General features: G+C 63.7%; 26 protein-coding genes and 1 pseudogene. 12 read left to right on the top strand and 15 right to left on the bottom strand.

Annotated features, from left to right (window positions below; translation table 11 throughout):
* The first annotated feature begins 13 nt into the window (after positions 1-13).
* The 3 genes from doeA (at position 14) to AC0L2U_RS15985 (ending at position 2,921) form a co-directional block, all read left to right on the top strand.
* Positions 14-1,192 carry an ectoine hydrolase DoeA gene (gene doeA / locus AC0L2U_RS15995; RefSeq protein WP_292138180.1) on the top strand — a complete coding sequence of 393 codons (1,179 nt, stop codon included), beginning with the start codon at positions 14-16 and terminating at the stop codon, positions 1,190-1,192.
* On the top strand, positions 1,192-2,196 hold the full coding sequence (gene doeB / locus AC0L2U_RS15990) for a N(2)-acetyl-L-2,4-diaminobutanoate deacetylase DoeB (protein WP_473602174.1): 1,005 nt from the start codon (positions 1,192-1,194) through the stop codon (positions 2,194-2,196). Before doeA ends, doeB begins: the two co-directional genes overlap by 1 nt.
* Before the next feature lie 470 nt (positions 2,197-2,666).
* The gene (locus tag AC0L2U_RS15985; protein WP_127271474.1) at positions 2,667-2,921 is read left to right on the top strand and encodes a DUF768 domain-containing protein; all 255 of its coding nucleotides are present in this window, start codon (positions 2,667-2,669) and stop codon (positions 2,919-2,921) included.
* Positions 2,922-2,991: 70 nt separating this feature from the next.
* Here the strand turns inward: AC0L2U_RS15985 and AC0L2U_RS15980 are convergent, their stop codons facing one another.
* The 3 genes from AC0L2U_RS15980 to AC0L2U_RS15970 form a co-directional block, all read right to left on the bottom strand.
* Entirely contained in the window at positions 2,992-4,110 is a 1,119-nt protein-coding gene (locus tag AC0L2U_RS15980; protein WP_127396494.1) for a DmpA family aminopeptidase, read from the bottom strand.
* A 4-nt stretch (positions 4,111-4,114) separates the two neighbouring features.
* Positions 4,115-5,746, bottom strand: coding sequence for an exodeoxyribonuclease VII large subunit (xseA, locus tag AC0L2U_RS15975; RefSeq protein ID WP_292659875.1), 1,632 nt, complete (start codon positions 5,744-5,746; stop codon positions 4,115-4,117).
* A gap of 83 nt (positions 5,747-5,829) precedes the next feature.
* Positions 5,830-6,786 (bottom strand): LysR substrate-binding domain-containing protein, encoded by a 957-nt coding sequence (locus tag AC0L2U_RS15970; protein WP_027035580.1) that lies wholly within the window; start codon positions 6,784-6,786, stop codon positions 5,830-5,832.
* A 177-nt stretch (positions 6,787-6,963) separates the two neighbouring features.
* On the opposite strand from AC0L2U_RS15970, the gene AC0L2U_RS15965 reads away from it, so the two are divergent.
* Entirely contained in the window at positions 6,964-7,254 is a 291-nt protein-coding gene (locus tag AC0L2U_RS15965) for a DUF1127 domain-containing protein (protein WP_292679340.1), read from the top strand.
* A gap of 145 nt (positions 7,255-7,399) precedes the next feature.
* On the opposite strand, the gene AC0L2U_RS15960 is transcribed toward AC0L2U_RS15965, so the two are convergent.
* The 6 genes from AC0L2U_RS15960 to AC0L2U_RS15935 all read right to left on the bottom strand — a co-directional run bounded on the left by AC0L2U_RS15960 (position 7,400) and on the right by AC0L2U_RS15935 (position 11,947).
* The gene (locus tag AC0L2U_RS15960; RefSeq protein ID WP_050589468.1) at positions 7,400-7,621 is read right to left on the bottom strand and encodes a type II toxin-antitoxin system HicB family antitoxin; all 222 of its coding nucleotides are present in this window, start codon (positions 7,619-7,621) and stop codon (positions 7,400-7,402) included.
* Positions 7,608-7,859 carry a type II toxin-antitoxin system HicA family toxin gene (locus tag AC0L2U_RS15955; protein ID WP_127382519.1) on the bottom strand — a complete coding sequence of 84 codons (252 nt, stop codon included), beginning with the start codon at positions 7,857-7,859 and terminating at the stop codon, positions 7,608-7,610. Before AC0L2U_RS15955 ends, AC0L2U_RS15960 begins: the two co-directional genes overlap by 14 nt.
* A gap of 9 nt (positions 7,860-7,868) precedes the next feature.
* Positions 7,869-8,915 carry a DUF937 domain-containing protein gene (locus AC0L2U_RS15950; protein ID WP_473602173.1) on the bottom strand — a complete coding sequence of 349 codons (1,047 nt, stop codon included), beginning with the start codon at positions 8,913-8,915 and terminating at the stop codon, positions 7,869-7,871.
* A gap of 100 nt (positions 8,916-9,015) precedes the next feature.
* On the bottom strand, positions 9,016-10,389 hold the full coding sequence (locus tag AC0L2U_RS15945; RefSeq protein ID WP_128363625.1) for a glutamate--cysteine ligase: 1,374 nt from the start codon (positions 10,387-10,389) through the stop codon (positions 9,016-9,018).
* Between the two features lie 144 nt (positions 10,390-10,533).
* A complete protein-coding gene (locus AC0L2U_RS15940) occupies positions 10,534-11,268 on the bottom strand; it encodes a 16S rRNA (uracil(1498)-N(3))-methyltransferase (protein ID WP_127382521.1) in 735 nt (244 codons plus the stop codon).
* 31 nt (positions 11,269-11,299) lie between these two features.
* The gene (locus AC0L2U_RS15935; protein ID WP_128363624.1) at positions 11,300-11,947 is read right to left on the bottom strand and encodes a hypothetical protein; all 648 of its coding nucleotides are present in this window, start codon (positions 11,945-11,947) and stop codon (positions 11,300-11,302) included.
* An 87-nt stretch (positions 11,948-12,034) separates the two neighbouring features.
* Between AC0L2U_RS15935 and AC0L2U_RS15930 the strand changes: the two are divergent.
* Positions 12,035-12,734, top strand: a pseudogene (locus AC0L2U_RS15930) (type 1 glutamine amidotransferase).
* A 292-nt stretch (positions 12,735-13,026) separates the two neighbouring features.
* Positions 13,027-13,158 (top strand): hypothetical protein, encoded by a 132-nt coding sequence (locus tag AC0L2U_RS15925; RefSeq protein WP_013893872.1) that lies wholly within the window; start codon positions 13,027-13,029, stop codon positions 13,156-13,158.
* Between the two features lie 39 nt (positions 13,159-13,197).
* Here AC0L2U_RS15925 and AC0L2U_RS15920 read toward each other — a convergent pair whose 3' ends face one another.
* The 3 genes from AC0L2U_RS15920 to AC0L2U_RS15910 are packed head-to-tail and all read right to left on the bottom strand — an operon-like array spanning position 13,198 to position 15,966.
* Complete coding sequence (locus AC0L2U_RS15920) at positions 13,198-13,971, bottom strand: metallophosphoesterase (RefSeq protein ID WP_473602172.1); 774 nt, start codon at positions 13,969-13,971, stop codon at positions 13,198-13,200.
* 35 nt (positions 13,972-14,006) lie between these two features.
* The gene (locus AC0L2U_RS15915) at positions 14,007-15,143 is read right to left on the bottom strand and encodes an alpha-hydroxy acid oxidase (protein ID WP_127397228.1); all 1,137 of its coding nucleotides are present in this window, start codon (positions 15,141-15,143) and stop codon (positions 14,007-14,009) included.
* 19 nt (positions 15,144-15,162) lie between these two features.
* The gene (locus AC0L2U_RS15910) at positions 15,163-15,966 is read right to left on the bottom strand and encodes a FadR/GntR family transcriptional regulator (protein WP_127397229.1); all 804 of its coding nucleotides are present in this window, start codon (positions 15,964-15,966) and stop codon (positions 15,163-15,165) included.
* 202 nt (positions 15,967-16,168) lie between these two features.
* On the opposite strand from AC0L2U_RS15910, the gene AC0L2U_RS15905 reads away from it, so the two are divergent.
* The 5 genes from AC0L2U_RS15905 to glcF all read left to right on the top strand — a co-directional run bounded on the left by AC0L2U_RS15905 (position 16,169) and on the right by glcF (position 22,599).
* The gene (locus AC0L2U_RS15905) at positions 16,169-17,491 is read left to right on the top strand and encodes a DUF3422 family protein (protein WP_128289704.1); all 1,323 of its coding nucleotides are present in this window, start codon (positions 16,169-16,171) and stop codon (positions 17,489-17,491) included.
* Positions 17,492-17,729: 238 nt separating this feature from the next.
* Positions 17,730-19,226, top strand: coding sequence for an FAD-linked oxidase C-terminal domain-containing protein (locus tag AC0L2U_RS15900; RefSeq protein WP_128289542.1), 1,497 nt, complete (start codon positions 17,730-17,732; stop codon positions 19,224-19,226).
* A gap of 249 nt (positions 19,227-19,475) precedes the next feature.
* Positions 19,476-20,060: an ASCH domain-containing protein gene (locus AC0L2U_RS15895; protein ID WP_127318616.1), complete on the top strand. Its 585-nt coding sequence runs from the start codon at positions 19,476-19,478 to the stop codon at positions 20,058-20,060.
* Positions 20,057-21,262, top strand: coding sequence for a glycolate oxidase subunit GlcE (glcE, locus tag AC0L2U_RS15890; RefSeq protein ID WP_292140504.1), 1,206 nt, complete (start codon positions 20,057-20,059; stop codon positions 21,260-21,262). The genes AC0L2U_RS15895 and glcE overlap by 4 nt, the downstream gene beginning before the upstream one ends.
* A gap of 11 nt (positions 21,263-21,273) precedes the next feature.
* Complete coding sequence (gene glcF, locus AC0L2U_RS15885) at positions 21,274-22,599, top strand: glycolate oxidase subunit GlcF (protein WP_127396367.1); 1,326 nt, start codon at positions 21,274-21,276, stop codon at positions 22,597-22,599.
* Positions 22,600-22,774: 175 nt separating this feature from the next.
* Here glcF and AC0L2U_RS15880 read toward each other — a convergent pair whose 3' ends face one another.
* Together AC0L2U_RS15880 and AC0L2U_RS15875 are read right to left on the bottom strand one after the other, a co-directional pair.
* Complete coding sequence (locus AC0L2U_RS15880; RefSeq protein WP_128289544.1) at positions 22,775-23,695, bottom strand: bifunctional 5,10-methylenetetrahydrofolate dehydrogenase/5,10-methenyltetrahydrofolate cyclohydrolase; 921 nt, start codon at positions 23,693-23,695, stop codon at positions 22,775-22,777.
* 262 nt (positions 23,696-23,957) lie between these two features.
* Positions 23,958-24,695, bottom strand: coding sequence for a L,D-transpeptidase (locus AC0L2U_RS15875; protein ID WP_473602171.1), 738 nt, complete (start codon positions 24,693-24,695; stop codon positions 23,958-23,960).
* A 214-nt stretch (positions 24,696-24,909) separates the two neighbouring features.
* On the opposite strand from AC0L2U_RS15875, the gene AC0L2U_RS15870 reads away from it, so the two are divergent.
* Positions 24,910-25,548 carry a DNA-3-methyladenine glycosylase I gene (locus tag AC0L2U_RS15870; RefSeq protein ID WP_127268832.1) on the top strand — a complete coding sequence of 213 codons (639 nt, stop codon included), beginning with the start codon at positions 24,910-24,912 and terminating at the stop codon, positions 25,546-25,548.
* A 2-nt stretch (positions 25,549-25,550) separates the two neighbouring features.
* Here AC0L2U_RS15870 and AC0L2U_RS15865 read toward each other — a convergent pair whose 3' ends face one another.
* Positions 25,551-25,802, bottom strand: a complete 252-nt coding sequence (locus tag AC0L2U_RS15865) for a hypothetical protein (protein WP_127268833.1) — start codon at positions 25,800-25,802, stop codon at positions 25,551-25,553.
* Positions 25,803-26,085 lie beyond the last annotated feature (283 nt).

Raw genomic sequence — 26,085 nt, 5'->3', positions numbered from 1 at the left:
AGGACCAAGAACAATGCAACCGAACCTGAGATTCTCGCGCGGCGAATATGCGGATCGCCTCGCCAAGACACGCAAGGCCATGGAGGCCAAGGGCGTCGATCTTCTTGTTGTCAGCGATCCTTCCAACATGGCCTGGTTGACCGGCTATGACGGCTGGTCGTTCTATGTGCATCAGGCGGTTATCGTGCCGCCTTCGGGCGAGCCGGTCTGGTACGGCCGCGGCCAGGACGCCAACGGCGCCAAGCGCACCGCCTATCTCGCGCACGACAATATCGTCGGCTATGCCGATCACTATGTGCAGTCGACCGAGCGCCACCCGATGGATTTTTTGGCCAGCGTGCTTGCGGAGCGCGGCTGGGGCAAGCTGACAGTCGGCGTCGAAATGGACAATTACTGGTTCTCGGCGGCCGCCTTTGCGTCGCTGCAGAAGCATTTGCCCAATGCCCGCTTTGTCGATGCCACCGCGCTGGTCAACTGGCTGCGTGCGGTGAAGAGCCCGACCGAGATCGATTATATGCGCAAGGCGGCCCGCATCGTCGAGGCCATGCATCAGCGCATCTTCGACAAGATCGAGGTCGGCATGCGCAAATGCGATCTCGTCGCCGAAATCTATGACGCCGGCACGCGCGGCGTCGACGGTATTGGCGGCGACTATCCGGCGATCGTGCCGCTGCTGCCGTCGGGTGCCGATGCCTCGGCGCCGCATCTGACCTGGGATGACAGAGCGATGAAGCGGGGCGAGGGCACCTTCTTCGAGATTGCTGGCTGCTACAACCGCTATCACTGCCCGCTGTCGCGCACCGTCTTCCTAGGCAAGCCGACGCAGGAATTCCTCGATGCCGAGAAGGCGACGCTGGAAGGTATGGAAGCCGGGCTGGCTGCCGCGAAACCCGGCAACGCCTGCGAGGACATCGCCAACGCCTTCTTCGGTGTCCTCAAGCGATACGGCATCGTCAAGGACAACCGCACCGGCTATTCGATCGGGCTGTCCTATCCGCCGGACTGGGGCGAGCGCACGATGAGCCTGCGTCCCGGCGACCGCACCGAGCTCAAGCCCGGCATGACCTTCCATTTCATGACCGGCCTGTGGCTGGAAACGATGGGACTGGAGATCACCGAGTCCATCCTGATCACCGAAACCGGTGTGGAGTGCCTGGCCAATGTGCCGCGCAAGCTGGTGGTGAAGGATTGATGCCGATGTTGAATCTACGTCCATCACCGGTCGCGCCGACCGTCGATTTCGACTGCGACGGCATCCAGCACGGTTTCCTGCGCTTGCCCTACAGCCGCGACGATTCGGCGTGGGGCTCGGTGATGATCCCGATCTGCGTCATCCGCAACGGCAACGGGCCGGCAGCGCTGCTGACCGGGGGCAACCATGGCGACGAGTATGAGGGGCCGCTGGCCCTCTACGATCTCGCCAGGACCCTAGATCCCAAGCAAGTCAGCGGCACGGTGATCATCGTGCCGGCCATGAATTATCCGGCCTTTCGCGCTGGCACGCGCACCTCGCCGATCGACAAGGGCAACATGAACCGCAGCTTTCCCGGCCGGCCGGACGGAACGGTGACCGAGAAGATCGCTGATTATTTCCAGCGTGAGCTGCTCCCCCGCGCCGACATCGTGTTCGACTTCCATTCCGGCGGCAAGACGCTGGACTTCGTGCCGTTCTGCGCCGCGCATACTTTGCCCGACAAGGCGCTGGAACAGAAAGCCTTCGACGCGGTCGCGGCCTTTGCCGCCCCGTTTTCGATGCGCATGATCGAAATCGACGCCGTCGGCATGTATGACACGGCAGCCGAGGAGATGGGCAAGGTCTTCGTCAGCACCGAGCTTGGCGGCGGCGGCACGTCGCGCGCGCAAACCGTGCGGATCGCGCGGCACGGCATCCTCAATGTGTTGCGCCATACGGGCATTGTAGATGGTGCGGTCGAGAAGACCTCGACCCAGTGGCTCGACATGCCGTCGGGCGATTGTTTCTCCTTCGCCGAAGATGACGGCATGATCGAAACCATGGTCGATCTCGGTGAACCCGTCGAAAAGGGCGCGGTGCTGGCGCGCATCCATTCCACCGGCCGCACCGGCATCGCCCCGCAGGAAATCCGGGCAAAAATGTCGGGCATGCTGGCGGCGCGGCATTTCCCCGGGCTGGTCAAGGCCGGCGACTGCGCGGCGGTGGTGGCTGTGCACGTCTGAGCGATTCCGCCGAGGCTTGCTCCACCCGGTTCGCGTCCATCGTCACTTGCTCTTGATCCGTTGCGGAGCCTTCGGCGCGGCGGAAAGAAGCAGCATGGCGAGCGGAGTCGACATTGCAGGAGGATGTCACTATATAGCGGCGGCTTCGACCTGCGTGCCCGAGGGCAGCACCTCGAAGCAACTGTGAATGTGTAGTGTGTTGCGCCATCTATTGTGACGGAAATCGGCTCGGAAACCGGAAAAAAGCAAATAGAAACAGTGGCGCAGCGCTGGGCGTGACCCAGCCAACGGTACCGACCCCTCCAGAATCAGAAAATGCTCTTGACCCCTCGATTTCCTATGGCTCTGTGGACCTTGGACAGCATTGGCTTGCCGGACGACCGCGACTCGGCTGGAATGGGGACATGCATCCTTTGCGGGATGTCGACGTTTATGGTTACCAACCGGCTTTGCCGCCAGGGAACAGCAGTATGAGTGAACACGCCATCGAATTCTTGCGGGGATGGATCGGCGAAAAGGTCCATTGCCAGTCCTCCCAGGCAAGGATCGACAAGCAGGCCGAAACCCTGGCCAAGGAGTGCGCCGCCGAGGCGGCCGAGGTCGGCATCCCGCTGGAGGACATCCAGGAAGAAGTCGGCGATATCCAGGAACTTATCGCATCCCGGCTTGAGGAAGCGGCCGAGGCCGAGGAAAGCCAGCAGGCCCCCGGAAAAGCCGCGGAATGATCAAAGCCGCGGAATGATCGCATAGCGGCGACGTTGTTTCAGCGCGGGCTTCTGGCCCGCGTTTTTGTCTTCAGCCAAACTTCTCCTTGAGCCACGCCTTCGGCAGCGCCGGCACGAAATTTCCGTCGCGTCCGGTCATATCGTCATTGGCAACCAGCGCGTTGAGGATTGCTTCCTCCACGGTCTGGATCACCGCTTCGAAAAACGGATCGATATCGGTGTCCGGAATAAAATCGGCGCTGGCGGTGCGGCCGGAGGGCGCCAGCGCCGCGCTCGCATTGGCGGTCGAGAAGGCGATAAAAATGTCGCCTGAACTGTGATAGCCGAAGCCGCCGGTCATGGCGACGCCGAGCGGTACCCGGCGGGCCAGCCGCTTCATCTGATGCGGCAGGAACGGTGCGTCGGTGGCGACGACGGCAATGATCGAGCCCTTTTCAGCACGCGGTGTGCCTTCGCGGACCGCCGGTTCGAGAAGCTCCGGCCCGGCGCACAGGCCGCGAATGGTGATATTGCGCCGTTTTCCAAAATTAGACTGCACGAAGGCGCCGACGGTGTAGGCACGGCCTTGCCATTCGACGATGCGCGACGCCGTGCCGGAGCCGGCCTTGAAGCCGAAGGTGATCATGCCGGTGCCGCCGCCGACGCTGCCTTCCTCGATAGGCCCGCCGCCGGCACCGTCGAGAGCCTGCGCAACATGCTCTGACGTCAAATGGTGGCCGTTGATGTCGTTGAGGAAGCCGTCATAGGTCTCCGCCGCCACCGGCAGCCCCCAGCCGCTGTCGAGCGCTGCCGGCAGCACGCTTTGCATCCAGCGCAGCGTGCCGTCGCGTGAGACACCGCAGGAATGGGTGTTGGTGATGGTGATCGGGAAGTTGAAAGCGCCGGTTTCCTCGACGATGTGCGAGCCGGTCAGTTCGCCGTTTCCGTTCTGGCTGAAAATGCCGGCGAAGACCGGCGTGGCGAGGTCGGCGAGCGGCCTGGGCAGGATCGCGGTCACGCCGGTGCGCACCGGCCCCTGGCCGACGACGAGCGCGCCATCGCCCGAAATCAGCGTCGCGTAGCCGACCGTCACGCCGTGCACATCGGTGATCGCGTTAAACGGTCCGGGCCGCCCATCGAAGCCGATGCCGAAATTTCGCGCGCGCGGTTTGCCTGAGGGCGTTGTCAGATGATGCGGATTGTCGGTCATGGTCTCAGAACAGGGATCCCTGATTGCCGGGCTCTTTGGCCTTGGCCGCCGGCTTGGCCACGGCTTTCGGTTTTGCCGTGCCGGTGATCGCCACCGCATCGGCGATGCCGTCGGCGAACTCGAGCGAAAGCGCCATTCCCGACGCCACCTCGGCAGCCTGCTTGATCACCACGCCATCCGCATCCCTCACCAGCGCAAAGCCGCGCGCCAGGACGGCCTTGTGCGACAGCGACGCCATCAACCTGTCGGCCTGGACGACACGGCCGCGCAGGCGCTCCAGCCTGAGCACCACTGCTTGCGTGCCGCGTCTTGTCAAAGCTGTCAGCAAATCCCTCTGCACGCGTTGCCGCCGTGCCGTCGGCTCGATCGTGATGCGGCCTTGCAGCAGAGCCAGTTGCTGCTTGTGCCGCTGCAGCGATGCCCTGGCACATTTTGGCAATTGATCCGCCGCTCGGTTAAGCTCCGCACGCCGGGCTCTTGCCAACGCGCGTAGCGCGCCTTGTGCTCGCATAAGATTGCGCTCGTTGGTTCGCCGCGCCTCGGCAATGCGCTGTGACAGCATTGCCGGTGTCAGCTTTACGGCAAAAAACCTTGCACGCTTGCGTTCGGTGGAGACCAACAGGCCCCGGCCGAGCCTGGACGTCGCCTCATCGAGGCGTCGCCGCGGCAGCGCCAGCAATTGATCGGGCGAGGGCAGAGCCCGGGCGGCGGCACGGGCGGCCTGCCGCTTGCGTTCGAAATTGCGCAGGACCGCCGCTTTCAGCCGCGCACCGAGACTGGCAAGCGTTGCTTCGAGGTCGGCCTTCACCGGCACGGCGATTTCGGCCGCACCTGTCGGCGTTGGCGCCCGCACATCCGCCACGAGATCGATCAGCGTCCAGTCCGTTTCGTGGCCGACAGCCGAGATCACCGGAATGCCGGAGGCAGCGACGGCGCGGGCGAGCGCCTCGTCGTTGAACCCCCAGAGGTCTTCGAGGCTGCCGCCGCCACGCGCCACGATCAGCAGATCGGGGCGCTGGATGGCGCCGTCCCATGCCAGCGCGTTGAAGCCGTTGACCGCGGCGGCCACCTCCGCGCCTGACGTCTCGCCCTGAACACGCACCGGCCAGACCAGGATGTGCAGCGGAAAGCGGTCCTTGATGCGGTGGATGATGTCGCGGATGACGGATCCCGTCGGCGAGGTGACGACGCCGATGACGCGCGGCATGAAGGGCAGCAACCGCTTGCGGCCGGTATCGAACAGCCCCTCGGCCTGCAGCCGCCGCTTGCGCTCCTCCAGCAGCGCCATCAGGGCGCCGGCGCCGGCAGGCTCCAGATTGTCGATGACGATCTGGTAGTTGGACTTGCCGGGATAGGTGGTGAGCTTGCCGGTGGCGATCACCTCCATGCCCTCTTCGGGACGGAATTTCAGCCGGCTCATCGTGCCTTTCCAGACCACGGCGTCGAGACGGGCACGGTCGTCCTTCAACGCGAAATAAGCATGACCGGACGAATGCGGTCCTCGGTAGCCTGATATTTCGCCACGCACCCGCACATTGCCGAAAACGTCCTCGACCGTGCGCTTCAGCGCGCCGGAAATCTCGCTCACCGTGTATTCGGCGGCGTTGGTGCGTGATTCGGATGCTGCTTCGCTCATCGGTCGATTGGGGAACGGTTGGGCGCCCGCGTCAAGGCGGTTGCGTCGGGCCAGCCGTTCATAACCCGCATACCTGACCCTGCCTACCAGCCGGGCAGAATCTGGTTCGGCTTGGTTCGCCGCAGCTTGGTGAAGGCGAGTGCCGCGAAATCGAATGTCCCGGGATCTTCACCGACCGGCACGGAGATGTTGTCCAGGCTTTCCGAAATATGGCGGGCGAGCGCATCGACGATCTCCGGCCGCGACGTCTGGCCGCGCATGATGCCGATGCGGCAATCGGGCAGGGCGCCGAAGCCGTCGGCTTCGCTCAGCACCCGCATGCCGGGCCGCAGCGCGCATTCCGGCAGCACCGAGATCGCGAGGCCCGAAAGCACCGCGGCTGTGATGACGGTGGCAGAGAAACTGGTGAACAGGATGCGATAGTCGCGATTCTGCTGGTCGAGCACATCGACGGCGGCGCGCCGCCAGATGCAGTTCGGCCGGCCGAAGGCCATCGGCAGCGTTTCCTGCTCATGCGTCGCATGGTTGGCCGAGGTGACCCACAGCAGCGGTTCGCGCCGCACCACCTCCGACTGGCCGCGTACGTCGTTGTGAGTCACCAGAGCGAGGTCGAGATTGCCGCGCTTGATATGCTCGACCAGCCCCGGTGTCGGCTCGCAGATGACGGTCAGTTCGACGCGCGGATTGGAGCGCGTGAACCGCGCCATGATCTCGGGCAGGAAACGGTCGGCATAGTCGTCGGGCGTGCCGATGCGGATCGTGCCTTCGAGCCGCCGGTCGTCGAAGGCAGCCAGCGTCTCACGGTTGAGATAGAGCAGCCGCCGCGCATAGGAAAGCAGCTTGTCGCCTTCCTCGGTCAGCCTGTTGGTGCGCCCGTCTTTTTCGAACAGCGGCTTGCCGAGCCGCTCCTCCAGCCGACGCATCTGCATCGAAACCGCCGACTGGGTCCGGTGCACCTCTTCGGCCGCCCTGGTGAAGCTGCCGGTGTCGGCAATCGAGATGAAGGTCTGCAACTGATCGAGATCGAGCGGCGATTTCATCGACATGATCCATCACTGGTGTTGATGGTAAAGATTAGAAACATTCGTTGGATTAATCAATCGGCCGATGGCAAATTGGCATTGTCCACATGAAGGCATGTGAATCGAAGCCGGAACGGCCGCTGTCGCCAGCGCCGATCGCCTGGTTTTGCCCGTTCGAGTCTGAAGGAGACCGACATGACCACGTTCGATTTCGCCACCGAGACCTCGCGCATCACCTCGCGTCCGGCCGTTGCGACGCGCGTGGCCAACACCGTCTCCAACGTCTACCGCGCTTGGAAAAACCGCCGCGCCTTCTACCGTCTTGGCGAGATGTCGGACGCCGAACTCGCCGATATCGGCCTGACGCGCGGCGACCTGCACGTCGCCATCGACGTGCCGTTTGGCCGCGACCCGACGGCGATGCTGCGCGAAATCGCCAGCGATCGCGTCGAGGCGATCGAGGACATCGCCCGCAAGGTGGCCTGATCTGATGCTTGTTGTTTAGGTTGCCGCGAACCTTTTCGGGGTTCGACGCGACTGACGAGTATGCAGGCTCCCACTCCCTGCCGGATCCCCCCGGCCCGCCTGCACTCTGCCCGGTCCTCCCAGGACCGGGCTTTTCCTTTGGCTGTCAGGCGAATGCCAGCTTTCGCGATGGCCTTGGTATCGATCTGCCGAGCTCATGCGCGGCCTCTATCCAAGATGCTATGGCGTCTTGGACATTAGCGATGGCCTCTTCAGGAGTGTCGCCATCACTCACGCAACCTGGCAGATCAGGCACCAAAGCCGAAAAACCGCCTCCATCCTCTGCAGAAAGTGGCGCAATGACGACCGGATATTCAAGTCTGTCCATCATGTCTCTTTGCCTCGTCGATAAATGCCACGAGCTTTCGGATATATACGGGTTTGATCGGGCGTTTGAAAGGCACAGTCAAAATATCGGTCATTGCCGAATGATAGACCTTGTAGTGTGAACCGCCTGACCTTGGCGGCACGCATTGGACACCAGCTTCGTCACAAACCGCCTTCACATCGGCTATCGACCAGTCGCCGCGCGGATTGCGGCGCATCTGCTCCAGTCTCTTACCCACGTATGTCGCCTACCGTCGGTCCATATCCCGCTTGAACTGGTCGAAGATCGTCTCGACTCCCTTCTGGTAGTCGTCACGCTGCTGGGCGCCGGTCTCGAACATCTTGCCGAACAGGTCGTCGAACGGGTTTTTCGGCCTGCCGCTCGGATTGGCCTGTGGCTGCGGTGCCTGACGCTGCTGTGGGGGCGCTTGAGGCTGTTGCGGCGCCGGCTGTCCGCCAGGGATGCCGCCTAAGCCACCGCCACCTTGCCGCAGCATCTCCTCGAAGATTTTCCCCAGCGGATTGTCTCCGTAGGGGCTTTGTGTCTGCTGAGGCTGCGGCTGCGCCCGCCCTTGCGGCTGCGGCTGAGGCGCGCCACCGCCGAACATGTCCTGCAGCACCTTGCCGAGTGGATTGTCGCCGTAGGGATTGGGCTGCGGCTGCGGCTGGCTTTGCGGCTGTGGCTGAGCCGCACCGCCGCCGAACATGTCCTGCAACACCTTGCCGAGCGGGTTGTCCATCGGGTTCTGGGGTGGCGGCGCTTGGCGCGGCTGCGGCGCCGGGGCCTGCATGCCGCCGCCTTGCCGCATCATCTGCTCGATGATCTCGCCCAGCGGATTGTTGCCGCCGCCAAAACCGCCGGCGGCCTGCATCTGATTTGTCGTCTGCTTGAACAGCCCGCCCATGACCATCGAGGCGATCGCCGGCAGCATCTGCTGCAGGATCTGCTGATTGACGCCGCTGGCTTGCGCCGCCTGGCTGGCCACGGCGCGCGACAGGTCTTTCGAGCCGAACAGGTGCCCGAGAATGCCGTTGCCCTCCTCGACGCCTTGCGGTGAGAAGGCCCGGGTTGCGTCCTCGAAATACTTGGCGTGCTGGCCGCTGGCCATCGCCGTCATGAAGGCGCCGAGCCCGTAAGGGTCGGCTGTGTTGCGCTGCAGCCCCTGCGAAAAGGCCGGCAGCAATGCGGCAACCGCGGCTTGCGTCTGCTGCATCGAAAGCCCGTATTGCTGGGCAAGCGCCTGCATGCCGTTGCCGTTCTGGGCCTGTGTCAGCATGTCGAACAAGGAAGGCATTGGTCTCTCCTCCGGAAATCCTCGCCGAAGAAGCCTAGTTTGTTTCCACTTCCGATTGAAGCGACTTTTGCCGGCCGGTCAGCTTTGCCAGATCCGAGGGTTAATAGGCGTATTCCATGAAAACCGGCTCGATCGAGCCGCCCCAGCGCGTGTGGTAGGCCGACAGCATCTCCTCGGCGCTGGTTGTGCCGCGCGCCACGACCTCGTCAAGCGTGTTGAGGAACGAGGTCTCGTCATAACCGTCGCGGTTCTTCTTGCCACGGTTCTTCAGGCCCATGCGGGAAATGACCATCACGTCTCGCGCGATCTCGCGCAGCGTGGTGTTGCGGAACGGTGCGGAAATGCCTTGTTCCGGCACGGCGTTGCGCATCGCCAGCGTTTCTTCATACGTCCAGCTCGACGTCAACGCCTCGGCGGCATCGAGTGCGGCTTCATCATAGAGCAGCCCGACCCAGAACGCAGGCAGCGCGCAGATGCGCCGCCATGGCCCGCCATCGGCGCCGCGCATCTCAAGGAAGCGCTTCAGCCGCACGTCCGGGAACAGCGTCGACAGATGGTTCGCCCAGTCGCCCATTGTCGGCAGCCCGTCCGGCACCTGATTGCGCGCGACACCGGCCATGAACTGACGGAAGGTGATGTGCGTCATGTCGTGATAGTGGCCGTCGCGGATGACGAAATACATCGGCACGTCGAGCGCCCATTCGACATAGTCGGCGAAACCGAAATCGGGCGAGAAGCAGAATTCGAGCAGGCCCGAGCGCTGGTTGTCGGTGTCGCGCCAGATATCGCCGCGCCAGCTCTGCAAGCCGTTCGGGTGGCTTTCGGTGAAAGGCGAATTGGCGAACAATGCCGTCGACAGCGGCTGCAGCTTCAACGACACCTGCATCTTGCGGCGCATGTCGGCTTCGCTCTCGAAGTCGAGATTCACCTGGATCGTGCAGGTGCGGTACATCATGTCGAGGCCCTTGGTGCCGACCTTGGGCATGTAGCGCGTCATGATCTCATAGCGCGATTTCGGCATTTTCGGCGTCTCGGCCAGCGACCATTTCGGGCTGCCGCCGAGGCCGAGGAAACGGATGCCCATCGGCTCGGCGATCTCGCGCACCTGCGCCAGATGGGCGTTGCCCTCGCGGCAGGTCTGGTGGATCGTTTCCAGCGGTGCGCCGGAAAGCTCGAACTGGCCGCCGGGTTCCAGCGAAATCGCACCCTGACCGGTCGGCTCGACCAGGCCGATGATGCGGCCGTCATCGACGATCGGATCCCAGCCGAGCTTTGACTGCATGCCTTCGAGAATGGCGCGGATGCCGCGCTCGCCGCCATAGGGGACCGGTGCATTGCCGTCGACATAGAAGGGGAATTTCTCGTGCTCGGTGCCGATGCGCCATTTGTCGCGCGGCTTGTTGCCTTCGGCCAGATGCTCGACGAGTTCGTCGACACCTTCGATCGGGCGGAAATCGGTCGTATCGCGCGCCATGATGGTACCCTCAGAGGCGGCCGGATGACCGCCGGCGGTAAATGGACGAAATGTCAGCAGACGATCAAGCGAAAAATCCTGAGCCACAGGTCAACAGGAATTGAACGTTGCTGGAACTCTGCATCCCTTGCAAGGGATGACGTCTCACCAGTCTCCGACAGTTGCCTGCATCACCGCGAGCGCGGCCACCGCCGCGGTGTCGGCGCGCAGGATACGCGGGCCGAGCGGAATGGCGGTGACGAAGGGCAGGGCGCGCAGCATCTTGCGCTCGTCGTCGGAAAAACCGCCCTCCGGCCCGACCAGCAGCCCAAGCTTCTTTTCCTTGACCGCCTGCAGCGCGGCCAGCGGATTGTTGGTCGAAGCATCCTCATCGCAGAAGATCAGCCGTCGCTCTGTGTCCCAACCGGTCAGCAGGCGGTCGAATTTTTCGGCTTCGCGCACCTGAGGCACCGCCAGGATGCCGCATTGTTCGGCGGCTTCGACGACATTGGCGCGCAGGCGATCGATCGACGGCTTGGCCACTTGCGTGTGCTGGGTGATGACCGGCTGCAGGATGCCGGCGCCCATCTCGACCGCCTTCTGCACGAGATAGTCGAGCCGGCCCTGCTTCAGTGGCGCAAAGCAGTAGACGAGATCAGGCAGCGGCGGCTGCGGCCGCTGCAGCGCTGACACCTTCAGCCGCACCGCCCTTTTCGTCTTCGCTGATATGGCCGCTGACCACTCCCCGTCGCGGCCATTGAACACCAGGATTTCGGCGCCTTCGCCAAGCCGCAGCACATGCAGGAGATAGTGGCTCTGCTGTTGGCCAGCGTCGAACTCGACATCCGGCGCGAGATCGTCGGGCACAAACAGACGTTGCATCTTGTAATTGGCGCGCATCGCCGAGGAATGAGCGAGCCGGCCGCCGGCGTCAAGCCTCGGCGGTAGGATGCCACACCGGCCGAAAGCCATGCCGCAGCACGGCGAGCGTCGTGGCCGGCGTCAGCAGCGACAGCGTCCTGCCTTTGAGCAGGCCGAAATCTGCGGGTGGGCCATATCCCGCAAACGACCAGCGCAGCGTCTTGCCCCTACGCAGGGCATAAACAGTGCGACCATCCGCAACCATGGCGCCGTCCGGCAGGCCGGCAAGGTCTTCAACAGCAATCCCTGGCGGCCTGCCGCCCGAGGCCAGCCGCTCCTTGTGCAGCCGCTTGTCGACCATCGGCGCGCGCGGTTCGGCAATGCCGAACCCGTCGCCGAAGCGGCCGACGAAATCCCTGGCCCGTTCGCGCTGGCAAAAGAAGCAGGGGCGATGCCCGGCCGCCAATGCCGTCACCTCGTCGAGGAAGAACAGTTCTGTCCAGCCCGCTTTGCCGCCCTTCCGGTTGCGGCCCATCGGTTCGCGCCGCACATCGCGGAATTGGCGGACGCAGATGATCCAGGCCGGAAGCGCCCAGCGCTTCTTCTTGAGCGTCTTGGTCTCGGGATCGTGGATGATGCCGCGATTGCCGGTGAACAGGCCGCGATCAGGCACGGCGTGGATGGTACCGAACGGATCGACCCGGTTCTGCAGTGGCATAGTTTTCTCTCCGGACACGCATCTTGGCTGCAATGCGAGCGGCATGATACCGCTCCTCGCATCTTTTCATGTCAGCAGGGTTTTGTGATGCGGGTGCTGGTGGTGCAGAACTACGACAATACCGGCCTCGGCCAGGTCGGCGCAGCACTTGCGGAAGCGGGTGCCGATCTCGACCTGCGTCTCCCTTACAAAGGCGATCCCCTGCCGGATGACGCGGCCGGGCATGATGCCATGATCGTGCTCGGCGGCGGCCAGAACGCGCTGGCCGACGATGAGTACCCCTATTTCCCGGCACTGCTCGAACTGACCCGCGACTTTGCCGACAAGGATCGCGCCGTGCTCGGCATCTGCCTGGGCAGCCAACTCGTCGCCCGTGCCTTCGGCGGCGAAAACCGCATCGGCGGCGCCAATGAGTTCGGCTGGCACGGCGTATCGCTGACGGCGGACGCCAAGGGCGATCCGGTGCTGGGCGCGCTGCCGGAGAAATTCCCGATCTTCCAGTGGCATGACGACACCTTCGTGCTGCCCGAGGCCGCCGTGCGGCTTGCCGGCAACGATGTCGCCGAGAACCAGGCATTTCGCGTCGGACGCGCCGTCTACGGTTTCCAGTTCCATTTCGAGGCCGACCGGCCGATGGTCGAGGACTGGAGCACGTCCTTTGCCCCGACCATCGCCGCTCGCCATCCCGACTGGGCCGGCAAGCTCGATGGTTGAAATGGCCCGCAACGGGCCCGATGCGGATGCCGCTGGCCTCGCCATTGCCCGTGCCTGGGTAGCGACCATCTGAGTGTTGGCCTCTCCGTACCCTCCAGCGTGACATAATTGGCACGCAGCGGTGAAACCGCCTGGGGAAAACCGTTTCATTCTTGGCTTGTGTCCGCCCGCCATCCTAGAAGGCGCGCGCTCTGCATCTTCTGTGCAACGGCTATGAACCTTTGTGTGACCCGCGCGACACACCGTTGATACAGAACATGCCTAGAAGCGCAAAATCGTCGAAACTTTGAAGCGAATTCTCCGTTTCAACGCATTGGTAACCGCCTGGTGCACAGATGCAGAAAGCTCAACAAGAGATGACCTCCGTGAAAGCAGCGCTTCTGTCCTTTGCCATGTTGTCCGCCATCGTGCTGTGCGGTCTCGGCATCTATGCCGCCGACGCAGCCAACAACCACAACGCCGTCGACGGTTACGGCGTCACCGCCTCGCTGCGCTAAAGGCGGAAAGCGCCTTTCGCGTCCTCCGACGCGCGACGCTCAAGCTTCCTTGATCGTCATTGTCAGGATGCGTTTGTCCGCGCCGTCGACGACGAGCGCGCTCAGCATGCCTGATTGCCAGGCAAGCGTGTCGACATTGACGCGGTTGGCCATCACTTCCGCCTCCGGCACCGGCGTGTGGCCGTGCACCACGATCTTCGGATAGAGGTCGGGGTGGTTGTGGAAGACGTCGCGGATCCAGATCAGGTCCTGCGGGCTTTGCTTCTCCAGAGGATTGCCCGGCCTGATGCCGGCATGACAGAAGAAGAAGTCCCCGAAAGTCGCGGAGAACGGCAGCGATCGCAGGAAGTCGATGTGGCTTTGCGGCACGGCCTCGACCAGGGCCTGATGTCCTTTGCGCACGGCCGATTCGGCCTTGCCGAACCACACGCTTGTGCCTTCACTGATCGCCACGCCGTAAGACTGTGCCGTCTGGATGCCGCCGAACCGGATGAAAAGCCCTTCCGGGTCAGGGGTCTTGAGAAAGTCGAGAAAACCGATGTCGTGGTTGCCGGCCAGCATCAGGTGACGAGGGTCGCGCTCTTCCGCTTCGATCAGGAAATCGATGACGCCCTTCGAGTCCGGCCCGCGGTCGACATAGTCGCCAAGATGGATGACGCGCCAGTCGGCAGGCGCCTCCCGCTCGATCTCGGTCCTGATGCGCCGATGCATGGCGGCCAGCAGGTCGAGCCGGCCGTGGACATCGCCGATCGCGTAAAGACGCACACCTTCCGGCCCATGCGCGTCGAGAAAATGGATGCCGGGTTCTGCCAATTTTTCGGTGTCTCCGTGGTCGTGCGGTCACGGGCTTAGCGCCGGAGCTGGTCCTTGCCCATGTCGGTGACAAGACGCTTTCCGCACAGGGCCAGCGTGATGTCCATCTCCTTGCGGATGATTTCCAACGCCTTGGTAACCCCTTCCTTGCCAAGCGCACCCAGGCCGTAAAGAAATGGCCGGCCGATATAGGTTCCCTTGGCACCTAGGCAAAGCGCCTTCAGGACATCCTGGCCGGAGCGGATGCCGCCATCCATATGCACTTCGATCGTGTCACCGACCGCGTCGGCAATCTCTTCCAGAACGCCGATCGACGACGACGCACCATCGAGCTGGCGCCCGCCATGGTTGGAAACGATGATCGCGTCGGCGCCGGTCTTGGCCGCCATCAGCGCGTCCTCCTTGTCGAGAATGCCCTTGAGGATCAGCTTGCCGCCCCAGCGCTCCTTGATCCAGGCGACGTCCTTCCACGACAGATGCGGGTCGAACTGCTCCGTCGTCCACGATGCCAGCGAGGCCATGTTGCCGACGCCCTTGGCGTGGCCGACAATGTTGCGGAAGGTCCGCCGCTTCGTGCCGGCCATGGCGGCGCACCAGCGCGGGCGGATGGCCATGTCGACGATGTTCGTCAGCGTCAGCTTGGGTGGCGCCGAAAGCCCGTTGCGGATGTCCTTGTGGCGCTGACCGAGAATCTGCAGGTCGAGCGTCAGCACGAGCGCCGAGCATTTCGCCGCCTTTGCCCTATCGATCAGGTTGAGCACGAACTCCTTGTCACGCAGCACATAGAGCTGAAACCAGAACGGCTTCGTGGTTACCGAGGCGACATCCTCGATGGAGCAGATGCTCATCGTCGACAAGGTGAACGGCACGCCGAATTCCTCCGCCGCCTGAGCCGCCACCATCTCGCCATTGGCGTGCTGCATGCCGGTCATGCCGGTTGGCGCCAATGCCACCGGCATAGACACTTTTTCGCCGATCATCGTCGATGCCAGCGAACGGTTGTCCATGTCGACGAGCACGCGCTGGCGGAACTTGATCTTCTGAAAGTCCTCTTCGTTGGCCCGATACGTGCTTTCGGTCCACGAACCGGAATCGGCATAGTCGAAGAACATCTTCGGCACGCGCCGGCGGGCGAGGTCCTTGAGGTCGGCGATGGTCAGGATCTGGCTCATGGGCTTCCCGTTTCGATAGCTAGGAGCGTTTGCGTGCAGGTTCGGTATCGGTGGCTTCGACCCGCTGCTTCAGCCTCAGTCGCGAAACGCGCTGCCAGTCGCCGCTGCGCTCGGCTTCCGCCATCGACCGTTCGACATAGGTGATGTGGTCCATCGCCGCTTGCCGGGCAGCATCCGGATCGCCGGCCTTCACCGCCGCATGGATCGCGCGGTGCTGCGCCAGCAGGGCGTCGCGCGCGCCGGGCACGCTGAACACCAGCAGCCGGTTCTGGAACACGCCCTCCGACAACAGCCGGTAACAGGAACGCAACGTGTGCAAAAGGATGATGTTGTGCGCGCATTCGCAGATCGCGTGGTGGAACTCGACATCGATCTCGGCCTCGTCGTCGAAGTCGCCGGTCCGGTGCGCATCGTCCATACGTGCCATGATCTTGTCGAGCAGCGCCATGTCGTCCGCAGTGGCGCGCCGTGCCGCGTATTCAGCCGCGACCCCTTCGATCTCGCGGCGATATTCCAGATAATCGGTCACTGCCTTGCGGTGCATCGAGATCAGGTCCGTCACCGGTTTGGTGAAGAGCTGGCCGATGACATCGGCGACATGCGTGCCGCCGCCGGGCCTTGTCGTCAAAAGGCCGCGTCCTTCCAGTGACTTCAGCGCATCACGCAGGATCGGCCGGGATACGTCGAACTGGCGTGCAAGCTCGCGCTCGCCCGGCAGCCGGTCGCCGGTGCGCAGCACGCCTTCGAGGATGAGGCTCTCGATTTGCTGCACCACCTCGTCGGCGGTGCGCGAATGCTCGATCCTGGAAAAAATGTCGCTCAACAGAATGCCTGGAAGGTGAACCGGTGTCGCAGAATAGAGCCTGCCTCGCCAACTGGTCAAATTATTTATCCAATTGACAAAAGGGGGCCGATTTTCCGCCCGATGCCATCATCTTCGGCTACCTTTGCCGTTTGCGTCATCAGGCCATTGGCACTAGAGGGACGCGGGTGCAAGAGGTTCAAGGAAACTCAGGGAACAAGCCGTGTCAGACGACCCGTCCGATCTCGAATTCCAGCCGCGCGCCAAGGGCAGCGTCATGGGCTTTCCCGCGCATGAGGGCCGGCCCGGCGCACTCGGCGAGGTTCATGCCCGGCCGCACCCGCTGATCGAAAAGCCACGCGTCCTGATGCAACTCGCCTTCATGACGGAGGGTGGCTCGGGCGTCGACCACGCGGTGCTTTCCGAATTGTCGCGGCGCCTCGGCATCGCCGCGCCCGACCGCCAGGCCCGCCATCATGCCATGAAATGGGGCAAGGGCTCGCTGCGCTGGGAGCGTCACACCGAGTTCTCGACCTATTTGTGGGAAGGGCCGCTTTCCGAAAGCGGCAGGACGCAGGAGGACTCCCCCTTCGGCAACGGGTTTTCGCCGCCGGGAACCTGCATCTCCGGCATCAGGCTCGAAATCCGCAAATGGACGCAAGCGAGCGAGCAGCTGATAGCCGGTTTCGATCCGACCAGCTTGTGCTACTCGCTGGTCGAGCGCGGAAACGCGGCCATCATCACCGATTTTCGCCAGGACGGCGATGGTCTGACGCGCATGCTGCTGCTCGATCGCGGCTTGACCCCGGCGCGTACCGGCGCGTTGTCGCAGCGGCTTATCGACATCGAGACCTATCGGACGCTGGCCATGCTCGGCCTGCCGCTGGCGCTGACCTTGTCCGGCCGCGCCCGCCGCATCGAAGACCGGCTGGCGCAGACCACGTTGGAGATGAAGGTCACCGGGACTCGCGACAGCCAGACCTTGCTGGCCGATCTGACCGAACTTGCGGCGGAGCTGGAGGCGGACGCGGCATCGAGCCTTTACCGTTTCGGCGCCAGCCGCGCCTATAACGGCATCGTTGGCGAACGGCTGGAGGCGCTCGAGGAAGAGGCTGTGCCCGGCTATGACACATGGCGCGGGTTCCTGCAGCGCCGGGTGGCGCCCGCAATGCGCACCTGCCGCTCGGTCGAGGAGCGGCAGGAAAATCTGTCGCGAAAACTGACCCGCGCCACGACGCTGCTGCGCACCTGGGTCGATGTCGAGGTCGAGAAGCAGAACCGCGACCTGCTTGCCTCGATGAACAACCGCGCCCGCCTGCAACTGCGCCTGCAGCAGACCGTCGAGGGGCTCTCGGTCGCCGCCGTCTCCTATTATGTGGTCGGCCTTGTCGGCTATGTCGCCAAGGGTGCCTCGATCTTCGGCCATGCCTTCGCACCGGAGATCATTACCGCGGCTTCGGTGCCTGTCGCCATCCTGCTGGTCTGGTGGGGCGTACGCCGCGTGCGCCGGATGCACTCCGAGCCCGGCAAGCCGCCCGGCGAATAGATCTGCTCACCCTCCCCCTTGTGGGGAGGGTCGGCTCATGATCGCAGCGAAGCGAAGATCGTGAGACGGGGTGGGGGTCCTCGTAGAGCGCCGCGCGGGGGAGGGTGAGACAGCGGCAGATTGCCGCTGCGGAAGCTTGCCCCAGCCTTGATGCCGGATCCCCAACCATCACAGGATTTGCACCCAGCGCGCTTCACTGGTAAAAGATTTTGACCAGTCAAGCGAAATGAGGCTACCGATGTCCGGCTTGGCCATGCCGAAACCAGACGACGCCACGATGCGCCGGCGCGACGAGATCGTCGCGGACTTGCGCATCATCGTGCCGGGTGAGGGCGTCGTCGACGCCGCCAATTCCATGCGCGCCTTCGAGAGCGACGGCCTGACCGCCTATCGGCAGCTGCCGCTGGTTGTTGTTCTGCCGCAAACCGTGGCGCAGGTGTCGCGCGTGCTGAAATACTGCAATGATCGCAACATCCGCGTCGTGCCGCGCGGCTCCGGCACCTCGCTGTCGGGCGGCGCGCTGCCGCTCGAGGACGCGGTGCTTTTGGTGATGAGCCGCTTCAACCGTATCCTCGAGATCGATTTCCCCAATCGCGTCGTCGTTGCCCAGCCGGGCGTCACCAATCTCGGCATCACCACCGCCGTCGAGCAGGAGGGCTTTTACTACGCCCCCGATCCATCCTCCCAGATCGCCTGCTCGATCGGCGGCAATGTCGCCGAAAATTCCGGCGGCGTGCACTGCCTGAAATATGGCCTCACCGCCAACAATGTGCTCGGCATCGAGATGGTGCTGATGAATGGCGAAGTGGTACGGCTCGGCGGCAGTCACCTCGATGCGGAAGGTTATGACTTGCTCGGCGTCATGACGGGTTCGGAAGGGCTGCTTGGCGTCGTCACCGAGGTCACCGTGCGCATCCTGAAGAAACCGGAGACGGCTCGCGCACTGCTGATCGGCTTCCCGACCAGTGAGCAGGGCGGCCAGTGCGTCGCCGACATCATCGGCGCCGGCATCATTCCGGGCGGCATGGAGATGATGGACCGGCCGGCGATCCACGCCGCCGAGGATTTCGTCCATGCCGGCTATCCCCTGGATGTCGAAGCGCTGCTGATCGTCGAGCTCGACGGGCCGGGCGTCGAGGTCGATCATCTGATCGGTCTTGTCGAGGCCATCGCCTACAAGAACGGCTCGACCACCTGCCGCATTTCGCAGTCCGAACAGGAACGGCTGAGCTTCTGGGCCGGCCGCAAGGCGGCGTTTCCGGCCGTCGGCCGCATCTCGCCCGACTACTACTGCATGGACGGCACCATCCCGCGCAAGGAGCTGCCGCGCGTGCTCGCCGGCATGCGCGAGCTGTCGGAAAAATACGGTCTCGGCGTCGCCAATGTCTTTCACGCCGGCGACGGCAATCTGCATCCGCTGATCCTCTACGATGCCAACGTACCGGGCGAACTCGACAAGGCCGAAAGCTTCGGCGCCGACATATTGCGGCTCTGCGTCAAGGTCGGCGGCGTGTTGACCGGCGAACACGGTGTGGGCGTGGAAAAACGCGACCTGATGCCGGAAATGTTCACGCAGATCGATCTCGACCAGCAGATGCGCGTCAAATGCGCCTTCGATCCCAACCATCTGCTCAACCCGGGAAAAGTGTTCCCGCAGCTGCGGCGATGCGCCGAACTCGGCCGCATGCACATTTCCGGCGGCAAGCTGCCGTTTCCGGACATTCCGAGGTTTTGAGGGATATGTCGGCGCTTGAACACCCCCCTCTGTCCTGCCGGACATCTCCCCCTCAAGGGGGGAGATTGGCTGGTCGCAATGTTGATGCTTGTTTTTCAACCGATGGGATTGGCGAAAGCCGGCGTAGCGATCTGATCTCCCCCCTTGCGGGGGAGATGTCCGGAAGGACAGAGGGGGGTGCGAAGGATCGCGGCATTTCCGCACCTGCTTCTGGCATAGGTTTCACCGTATGCCCGAGTGAGGTTTGAGTTGCTGTTCAAACAATCCTTGCTGGACAAGATCGCGCGCAATGAAGTGACGCTCGCGTTTCGCCGCTGGAAGCGGCCGACCGTCAAGGCCGGCGGGCGGGTCAGAACGGCGTCAGGTGCGGTTAGGATCGGGGACATCTCGATCGCGAGCGGCTCCGAATTGACGGAGAAAGACGCGACCGCAGCCGGCTTTCCGTCCCGAGGAGCCCTTCAGGAGATGCTTGGCCCCGATGACGGTACCCCGGTCTATCGCATCGAGCTCAAAGGCATCGAGCCCGACGAACGCGTTGCCCTGCGCGGCGACGCCGTGCTTTCCGATGAGGACTGGCATGCCTTGACCCAGCGTTTTGCGCGCTGGGACAAAACGGCACCCGGCTACTTCCTGTGGATCCTGCAGGCGATCGGCGCCCATCCGGAAGTGCCGGCTGCTGTCCTGGCCGACAAGGCCGGTGTCGAAAAGCTGAAGTTCAAGCAGGATGTCCGCAAGCTTGGGGAACTCGGACTCACCGAGAGTCTCCAGATCGGTTATCGGCTGTCGCCACGGGGCGAAGCCGTGCTCGAAAGGCTTCGGGAGCACAGGCTTTGACTACTTTCACCCCAACCACGTCAGACGAAGTTCTCTCCACCGTCGCCTGGGCAGCGGCGGAAGGCTCGCCGCTGGAAATCCTCGGCCACGGCTCCAAGCGTGGCGTCGGCCGGCCGCTGCAAACCGAACACACGCTCGACCTGTCGAAACTCTCTGGCGTCACGCTCTATGAACCGGCTGAACTGGTGCTGTCGGCCAAGGCAGGCACACCGCTGGCCGAGATCGAAAAGCTGCTGGCGGAAAACGGCCAGCAGCTTGGCTTCGAGCCGATGGACTACGGTCCGCTGCTTGGCGGCGAGCCTGGCAGAGGCACCATCGGCGGTGTGCTCGCCGCGAACCTCTCCGGGCCGCGCCGGCTCAAGGCAGGGGCTGCGCGCGATCATGTCCTGGGCATCAATGTCGTGTCCGGTCGCGGCGAGTCCTTCAAGTCGGGCGGCCGCGTGGTCAAGAACGTCACCGGCTATGACATGTCCAAGCTGATGGCCAACAGCTGGGGCACGCTGGCCGTATTCACCGACGTCACCTTCAAGGTGCTGCCGGCAGCCGAGACCGAAGTCACGCTCGCCATCCGTGGCCTGCTCGACGATGCCGCGGCCGCCGCCATGGCCCTGGCGCTCGGTTCCAGCGCGGAAGTGTCGAGTGCGGCCCATCTGCCGGAGCGCATCGCTGCACGGGTCGCCAATGGCAGTCTCGGCAACGATGCCGCGACGCTGCTGCGCGTCGAAGGCTTCGGCCCGTCGGTTGCCTACCGCATCGCCGCGCTGAAAACGCTGCTCGGCAAGGCCGGGCCGCTGCAGGAGATTGCCGGTGACGCTTCACGGCTGATCTGGCGCGATGTACGCGATTGCAGGCCCTTCGCCGACAACAGCGAGAAACCGGTCTGGCGTGTCTCGATGACGCCGGGACAGTGCCACCAGATGGTCCTGACGCTGCGCATGCAGGCCGCCGTCAGCGCCTTCTATGACTGGCAGGGCGGGCTGGTGTGGCTGCGCATGGAACAAGGCGATCCGGAAGCCGCCCTGCTGCGCGGGCTGTTGAGGAAACATGGCGGCGGCCATGCGACGCTGGTGCGTGCCGCACCTTCGCATCGCGCCGCTCTGCCGGTGTTCGAGCCGCAGCCGCCCGCACTTGCCGCACTCAGCCAGCGCCTGAAGCAGGAATTCGACCCCAAAAACATCCTCAATCCCGGCCGAATGGCTTAGGATCCAACGCGATGCAGACCAATTTTTCGCTTGCCCAGCTTGCCGATCCGCATGTCGCGGAATCGGAAAGGATCCTGCGCAAATGCGTGCATTGCGGCTTCTGCACCGCCACCTGCCCGACCTATGTGACGCTTGGCAACGAGCTCGATTCACCGCGCGGGCGCATCTACCTGATCAAGGACATGCTGGAAAATGGCCGTCCCGCCGACAAGCAGATCGTCACCCATATCGATCGATGCCTGTCGTGCCTCGCCTGCATGACCACCTGCCCGTCGGGCGTGAACTACATGCATCTGGTCGACCATGCCCGCGCCCATATCCAGGAGACCTACAAGCGGCCGCTGCTCGATCGACTGACCCGCGCCATGCTGGCCTTCGTGCTGCCTTATCCCCAGCGGTTTCGCGCCGCGCTCAAGCTGGCGAAGCTGGGCAAGCCGTTTATAGGCTTGTTCGACAAGGTTCCGGCGCTGAAGCCGCTCAGTGCGATGCTCAAGCTCGCGCCGGCCTCGATCCCGGCAGCTTCGCCGATGGGCTCGCCAGGCATCCATGCCGGGCAGGGGAGCAAAAGAGGCCGCGTCGCTATCCTCACTGGCTGCGCGCAATCGGTGCTCGATCCCGCCATCAACGACGCCACGATTTCGCTGCTGACGCGGCTCGGCGTCGAGGTCGTGGTGCCGCCGGGCGAGGGCTGCTGCGGCGCGCTGGTGCATCATATGGGGCGCGAGCAGGCCGCGCTTGCCTCGGCGAGGCAGAATGTCGATGCCTGGACGCGCGCCATCGAACAAGGCGGGCTCGATGCCATCGTCATCACTGCATCCGGCTGCGGCACGACGATCAAGGACTACGGTTTCATGCTGCGGCTGGATCCGGCCTATGCCGACAAGGCCGCGCGCGTTTCGGCGCTGGCCAAGGACATCACCGAATATCTCTCGACCTTCGATCTGCCTGAACCGGTGCGCAAGCCGGGCACGGTTGTCGCCTATCACTCGGCCTGTTCGATGCAGCACGGCCAGAAGATCACCCGCCAGCCGAAGGAACTGCTCGCCAAGGCCGGCTTCGTCGTGCGCGAGCCGCGCGAAGGGCATTTGTGCTGCGGTTCGGCCGGCACCTACAACATCCTGCAGCCCGAGATCTCGGCCAAGCTGCGCGACCGCAAGGTGAAAAACATCGAGGCGACGGGGGCTTCGATCGTCGCCACCGGCAACATCGGCTGCATCACCCAGATCGCTTCCGCCGCCAAGCTGCCGGTGGTGCACACGATCAAGCTGCTCGACTGGGCTTATGGTGGACCGATGCCGGAGGGGATCCCCGAGGCAAGGCTGGCTGCGGCTGAGTAGCGTGGCGCGCTGTCAGAGTTACGGCAAATCCCCCTCATCCGGCCGCTTCGCGGCCACCTTCTCCCCGTTGGGGAGAAGAGATTTGCGCCGGCGGTGACAGCCTCCTCTCCCCTCGGGAGAGGTCAGCCGGGCGAAGCGGAGGCTGGGTGAGGGGGCCTTTGGCGTCGCCCTGTCCTTACTCCGCCGCAAGCCTGTCGGCCGTACCGTAGGTCGCCTCATAAAGCGCACGCTGGCGGCTGAGCGCCACCATCGTGTTGCGCAGCAGGATGGCGACCGTGATCGGGCCGACGCCGCCCGGCACCGGGGTGATCCAGGAGGCGACCTCGCGCACGCTTTCGGTGTCGACGTCGCCGACGATGCGGCTGGAGCCGTCAGGCCCGATTTCGGAATTGATGCCGATGTCGATGACGGCGGCGCCCGGCTTGACCATGTCGGCCTTGATCAGCCGCGGCCTGCCGACGGCGACGAACAGCGCGTCGGCGCGCCTTGCATGCGCGGCGACCGATCGCGTCATGTGGTGGCAGACCGTCACCGTCGCGCCTTCGCTCATCAACAGGAAGGCGATCGGCTTGCCGACGATTTCCGAATGGCCGACGATGACGACTTCCAGTCCCTTGAGGTCGAGGCCGGTTTCCTTGAGCAGTTCGACCGAGGCGGCCGCCGTGCAAGGCGCGAGATCGAGCTGGTTGTAGACGATGTTGCCGATCGAGGCCGGATGCATGCCTTCGACGTCCTTCAGCGGATGCACCGCCGCCTGCAGTGTCCTGATCGGGATGTGCGCGGGCACCGGCCGCTGGATGATAATGCCGGTGACGCGCGGATCGGCATTCAGGCCGTGGATCGCAGCTTCCAGTTCGCCTGCCGTGATGGTGGCGGGAAAGCGCCGCTCCTCGAAATCGATGCCGGCGAGCTCAGCCTTGGCGCGCTGGTTGCGCACATAAACATCCACCGCATCGGTGTCGCCGACGGTGATCGAGATCAGCTTGGGCGGAAAACCCTCAGCTTTGGCGATCGCTGCGTCCTCGGCAACGGCGGCGATGATGCGCTGGGCTACCGGGCCGCCCTTGAGATAACGGCTGTCTTCGGACAGGGGCATGGGTGAACTCTTTTGTGGAACTAGCCACCGGGATAGCAAAAGAATGCGGTAAAGGGCAGCACGAAAGCGAACCGCTATGCCCGTTGCGCGACGCGTCGGTGACCTTTTGCCCTCGATTTCTGCTCAAAAACGGAAAGGGCAGCGCGGTTTCCCGTGCTGCCCTTCCTGGCCGGCCGCATCCCCATACGGCCCGTCCCCCGTTATCCCTAAACTGGCCTCGAAAAGCGGACTGCTTTGCTGGCCAGGTGATTCGCAGGACCTATTATATCACCTCGACCGTGGTTCCGACATTGACCCGCTCATAAAGGTCGACGACGTCCTCGTTGCGCATGCGGATGCAGCCCGACGACACCGCGCCGCCGATCGTCCAGGGCTGGTTGGTGCCGTGGATGCGGTATTCGGTCGTGCCGAGGTAGAGCGCGCGGGCGCCAAGCGGGTTCTCCGCGCCGCCGGCAAGATAGGTCGGCAGATAGCGGCCCTTGGCGGCTTCGCGTTTGATCATCTGCGCCGGCGGGCGCCAGTCCGGCCACTCGCGCTTGTTGGTGATGTTGTGCGTACCCGACCATTCGAAGCCCGGCTTGCCGGTGCCGACGCCATAGCGCCTTGCCTTGCCGTTCTTCTCGACGAGGTAGAGGAAGTTCTGGGTGGTGTCGATGACGATCGTGCCCGGCTTCTGGCCTCCGTCATAGTCGACTTCCTGCGGCAGGTAGATCGGGTTGATCTGAGGACGCGCGACCATGCGCTTGGCCGGCGGCTGCACCGCCGCCGTCTGCACGCGGTCGGGCTGCGCCAGGCGCAGGCGCCGCTGTTGCTGGACGACCTGGCGGTTCTGGCGCACGATACCGGGTGCCTGGCCAAGCTGCAGCACCCAGGGTGCGGAAAGGTCGGGGCTCACCATTACCGGCGGCCTGTCGGCATAGCGGTCGCCGGCGGTGGAGGGTGTGACGCCGGCGGCAAACATAGCCACGGCGCCGAGCACGGGAAACAGAACTGTCTTCATCGTAACGCACCTTGATCGTCTGATACAAAACGGGTGGAAACGTCCTCCCGGTTCGGCGATCATTGGTGCGCAAGCAGCAACCGAAACATGAATCGGAATGCGTAAAATGCGGCTTTGTCAGTAAACCTTTCGGTGTGGTTACCGCCGGGTTCAGGAATCTGGTAAAGCCGCAGTAAATGCCGCGCAAAGCGCGTTAACGAACGGATTTTGGCTTATGGACAAGGAAAACACCGGCCTGCTTGCTGGTCCCGATGGTGTCGCGCGCTGCTTCTGGCACGGCAATCTGCCCGACTATCTGCACTACCACGATCATGAATGGGGCCGGCCTGTGGCCGACGACCGCAGGCTGTTCGAAAAGATCTGCCTCGAAGGCTTTCAGTCGGGCCTGTCGTGGCTGACCATCCTGCGCAAGCGGGAGAATTTTCGCGAAGCCTTCGCCAATTTCGAGTTCGACAAGGTCGCCGCCTTCACCGACAAGGATGTCGAACGCCTGCTCGGCAATGCCGGCATCATCCGCCATCGCGGCAAGATCGTCTCGACCATCAACAACGCCAAGCGCGCCCGCGAGATGGCCGATGAATTCGGCTCACTGGCCGCCTGGTTCTGGAAGTTCGAACCCGGTAAGGACGAGCGGCCGCAAATCGTCGACCTCGCCCATCTGCGCGCCAACCCGACAACGGCCGTCTCGGTGCGGATTTCGAAGGAGCTGAAGAAACGCGGCTGGAGCTTTGTCGGCCCGACCACGGTCTACGCCTTCATGCAGGCCATGGGCCTGGTCAACGACCACCTCGAGGGCTGCGTCTGCCGCAAAGAGGTCGAGAAGCAGCGGAAGGCTTTCAGGCGGCCGAAATAGGCTCAGGTGCCGTTGGCGCTGGCCAGCACCAGGCCGGCGACGATCGCCACCACCGTGGCCACGGTCGGATAGATCACCAGCAGGCCGGTCATCAACGCGTCGCGCATGGATGGTCCCTTGCCGGTCTCGCCGGGCACTTCGAACGGGCCGGCAGCCTGGCTGATCATTTTCGGGGCGTTGATGTCGGCCGGGCGCAGGCGTGCGGGCAATTCGGCATCGCTGTCGATGGCGTGGAATCTTGCTGTGCTGGTCATGGCCGCGAACCCCTCATTTCCCGCGTTTATCTCTTGCGATTGTGTCGGCACGATGCCGGACCCGTGGCGGGATTGTTTCATTTGCGGTGCGGTTTTGTTTCAGAGCTTGGCTCAGGTGGTAGGCCCAAATCTTGGTCGTTCTGCGCCGCCCCTCATCGCCCTGCCGGTGTCCAGCCGATAGATGGGTAACAGTTTGAACCGGATAGATAGGTAACAGTTTTCCCCCTTATGATGGGTTCGCGGCAGCGCCAAGCGGTTGGGTTGGCGCGGCGCTGCGGCGAAC

Source organism: Mesorhizobium sp. WSM4808 (genome assembly GCF_055811675.1).
Note: the sequence above shows the minus strand (reverse complement) of the source record. Positions and strands in the feature narration are given on the sequence as shown.

What these genes read in the sequence shown, in the direction of transcription:
- AC0L2U_RS15875 (WP_473602171.1), bottom strand. Translation starts at nt 24,695, where the DNA reads ATGAAGACAGTTCTGTTTCCCGTGCTCGGCGCCGTGGCTATGTTTGCC.
- AC0L2U_RS15950 (WP_473602173.1), bottom strand. Translation starts at nt 8,915, where the DNA reads ATGCCTTCCTTGTTCGACATGCTGACACAGGCCCAGAACGGCAACGGC.
- doeB (WP_473602174.1), top strand. Translation starts at nt 1,192, where the DNA reads ATGCCGATGTTGAATCTACGTCCATCACCGGTCGCGCCGACCGTCGAT.
- AC0L2U_RS15970 (WP_027035580.1), bottom strand. Translation starts at nt 6,786, where the DNA reads ATGAAATCGCCGCTCGATCTCGATCAGTTGCAGACCTTCATCTCGATT.
- glcF (WP_127396367.1), top strand. Translation starts at nt 21,274, where the DNA reads ATGCAGACCAATTTTTCGCTTGCCCAGCTTGCCGATCCGCATGTCGCG.
- AC0L2U_RS15935 (WP_128363624.1), bottom strand. Translation starts at nt 11,947, where the DNA reads ATGCCACTGCAGAACCGGGTCGATCCGTTCGGTACCATCCACGCCGTG.
- AC0L2U_RS15960 (WP_050589468.1), bottom strand. Translation starts at nt 7,621, where the DNA reads ATGGACAGACTTGAATATCCGGTCGTCATTGCGCCACTTTCTGCAGAG.
- AC0L2U_RS15900 (WP_128289542.1), top strand. Translation starts at nt 17,730, where the DNA reads ATGTCCGGCTTGGCCATGCCGAAACCAGACGACGCCACGATGCGCCGG.
- AC0L2U_RS15980 (WP_127396494.1), bottom strand. Translation starts at nt 4,110, where the DNA reads ATGACCGACAATCCGCATCATCTGACAACGCCCTCAGGCAAACCGCGC.
- AC0L2U_RS15865 (WP_127268833.1), bottom strand. Translation starts at nt 25,802, where the DNA reads ATGACCAGCACAGCAAGATTCCACGCCATCGACAGCGATGCCGAATTG.
- AC0L2U_RS15940 (WP_127382521.1), bottom strand. Translation starts at nt 11,268, where the DNA reads ATGCGCGCCAATTACAAGATGCAACGTCTGTTTGTGCCCGACGATCTC.
- AC0L2U_RS15880 (WP_128289544.1), bottom strand. Translation starts at nt 23,695, where the DNA reads ATGCCCCTGTCCGAAGACAGCCGTTATCTCAAGGGCGGCCCGGTAGCC.
- AC0L2U_RS15985 (WP_127271474.1), top strand. Translation starts at nt 2,667, where the DNA reads ATGAGTGAACACGCCATCGAATTCTTGCGGGGATGGATCGGCGAAAAG.
- doeA (WP_292138180.1), top strand. Translation starts at nt 14, where the DNA reads ATGCAACCGAACCTGAGATTCTCGCGCGGCGAATATGCGGATCGCCTC.
- AC0L2U_RS15945 (WP_128363625.1), bottom strand. Translation starts at nt 10,389, where the DNA reads ATGGCGCGCGATACGACCGATTTCCGCCCGATCGAAGGTGTCGACGAA.
- AC0L2U_RS15870 (WP_127268832.1), top strand. Translation starts at nt 24,910, where the DNA reads ATGGACAAGGAAAACACCGGCCTGCTTGCTGGTCCCGATGGTGTCGCG.
- AC0L2U_RS15915 (WP_127397228.1), bottom strand. Translation starts at nt 15,143, where the DNA reads ATGAGCCAGATCCTGACCATCGCCGACCTCAAGGACCTCGCCCGCCGG.
- xseA (WP_292659875.1), bottom strand. Translation starts at nt 5,746, where the DNA reads ATGAGCGAAGCAGCATCCGAATCACGCACCAACGCCGCCGAATACACG.
- AC0L2U_RS15965 (WP_292679340.1), top strand. Translation starts at nt 6,964, where the DNA reads ATGACCACGTTCGATTTCGCCACCGAGACCTCGCGCATCACCTCGCGT.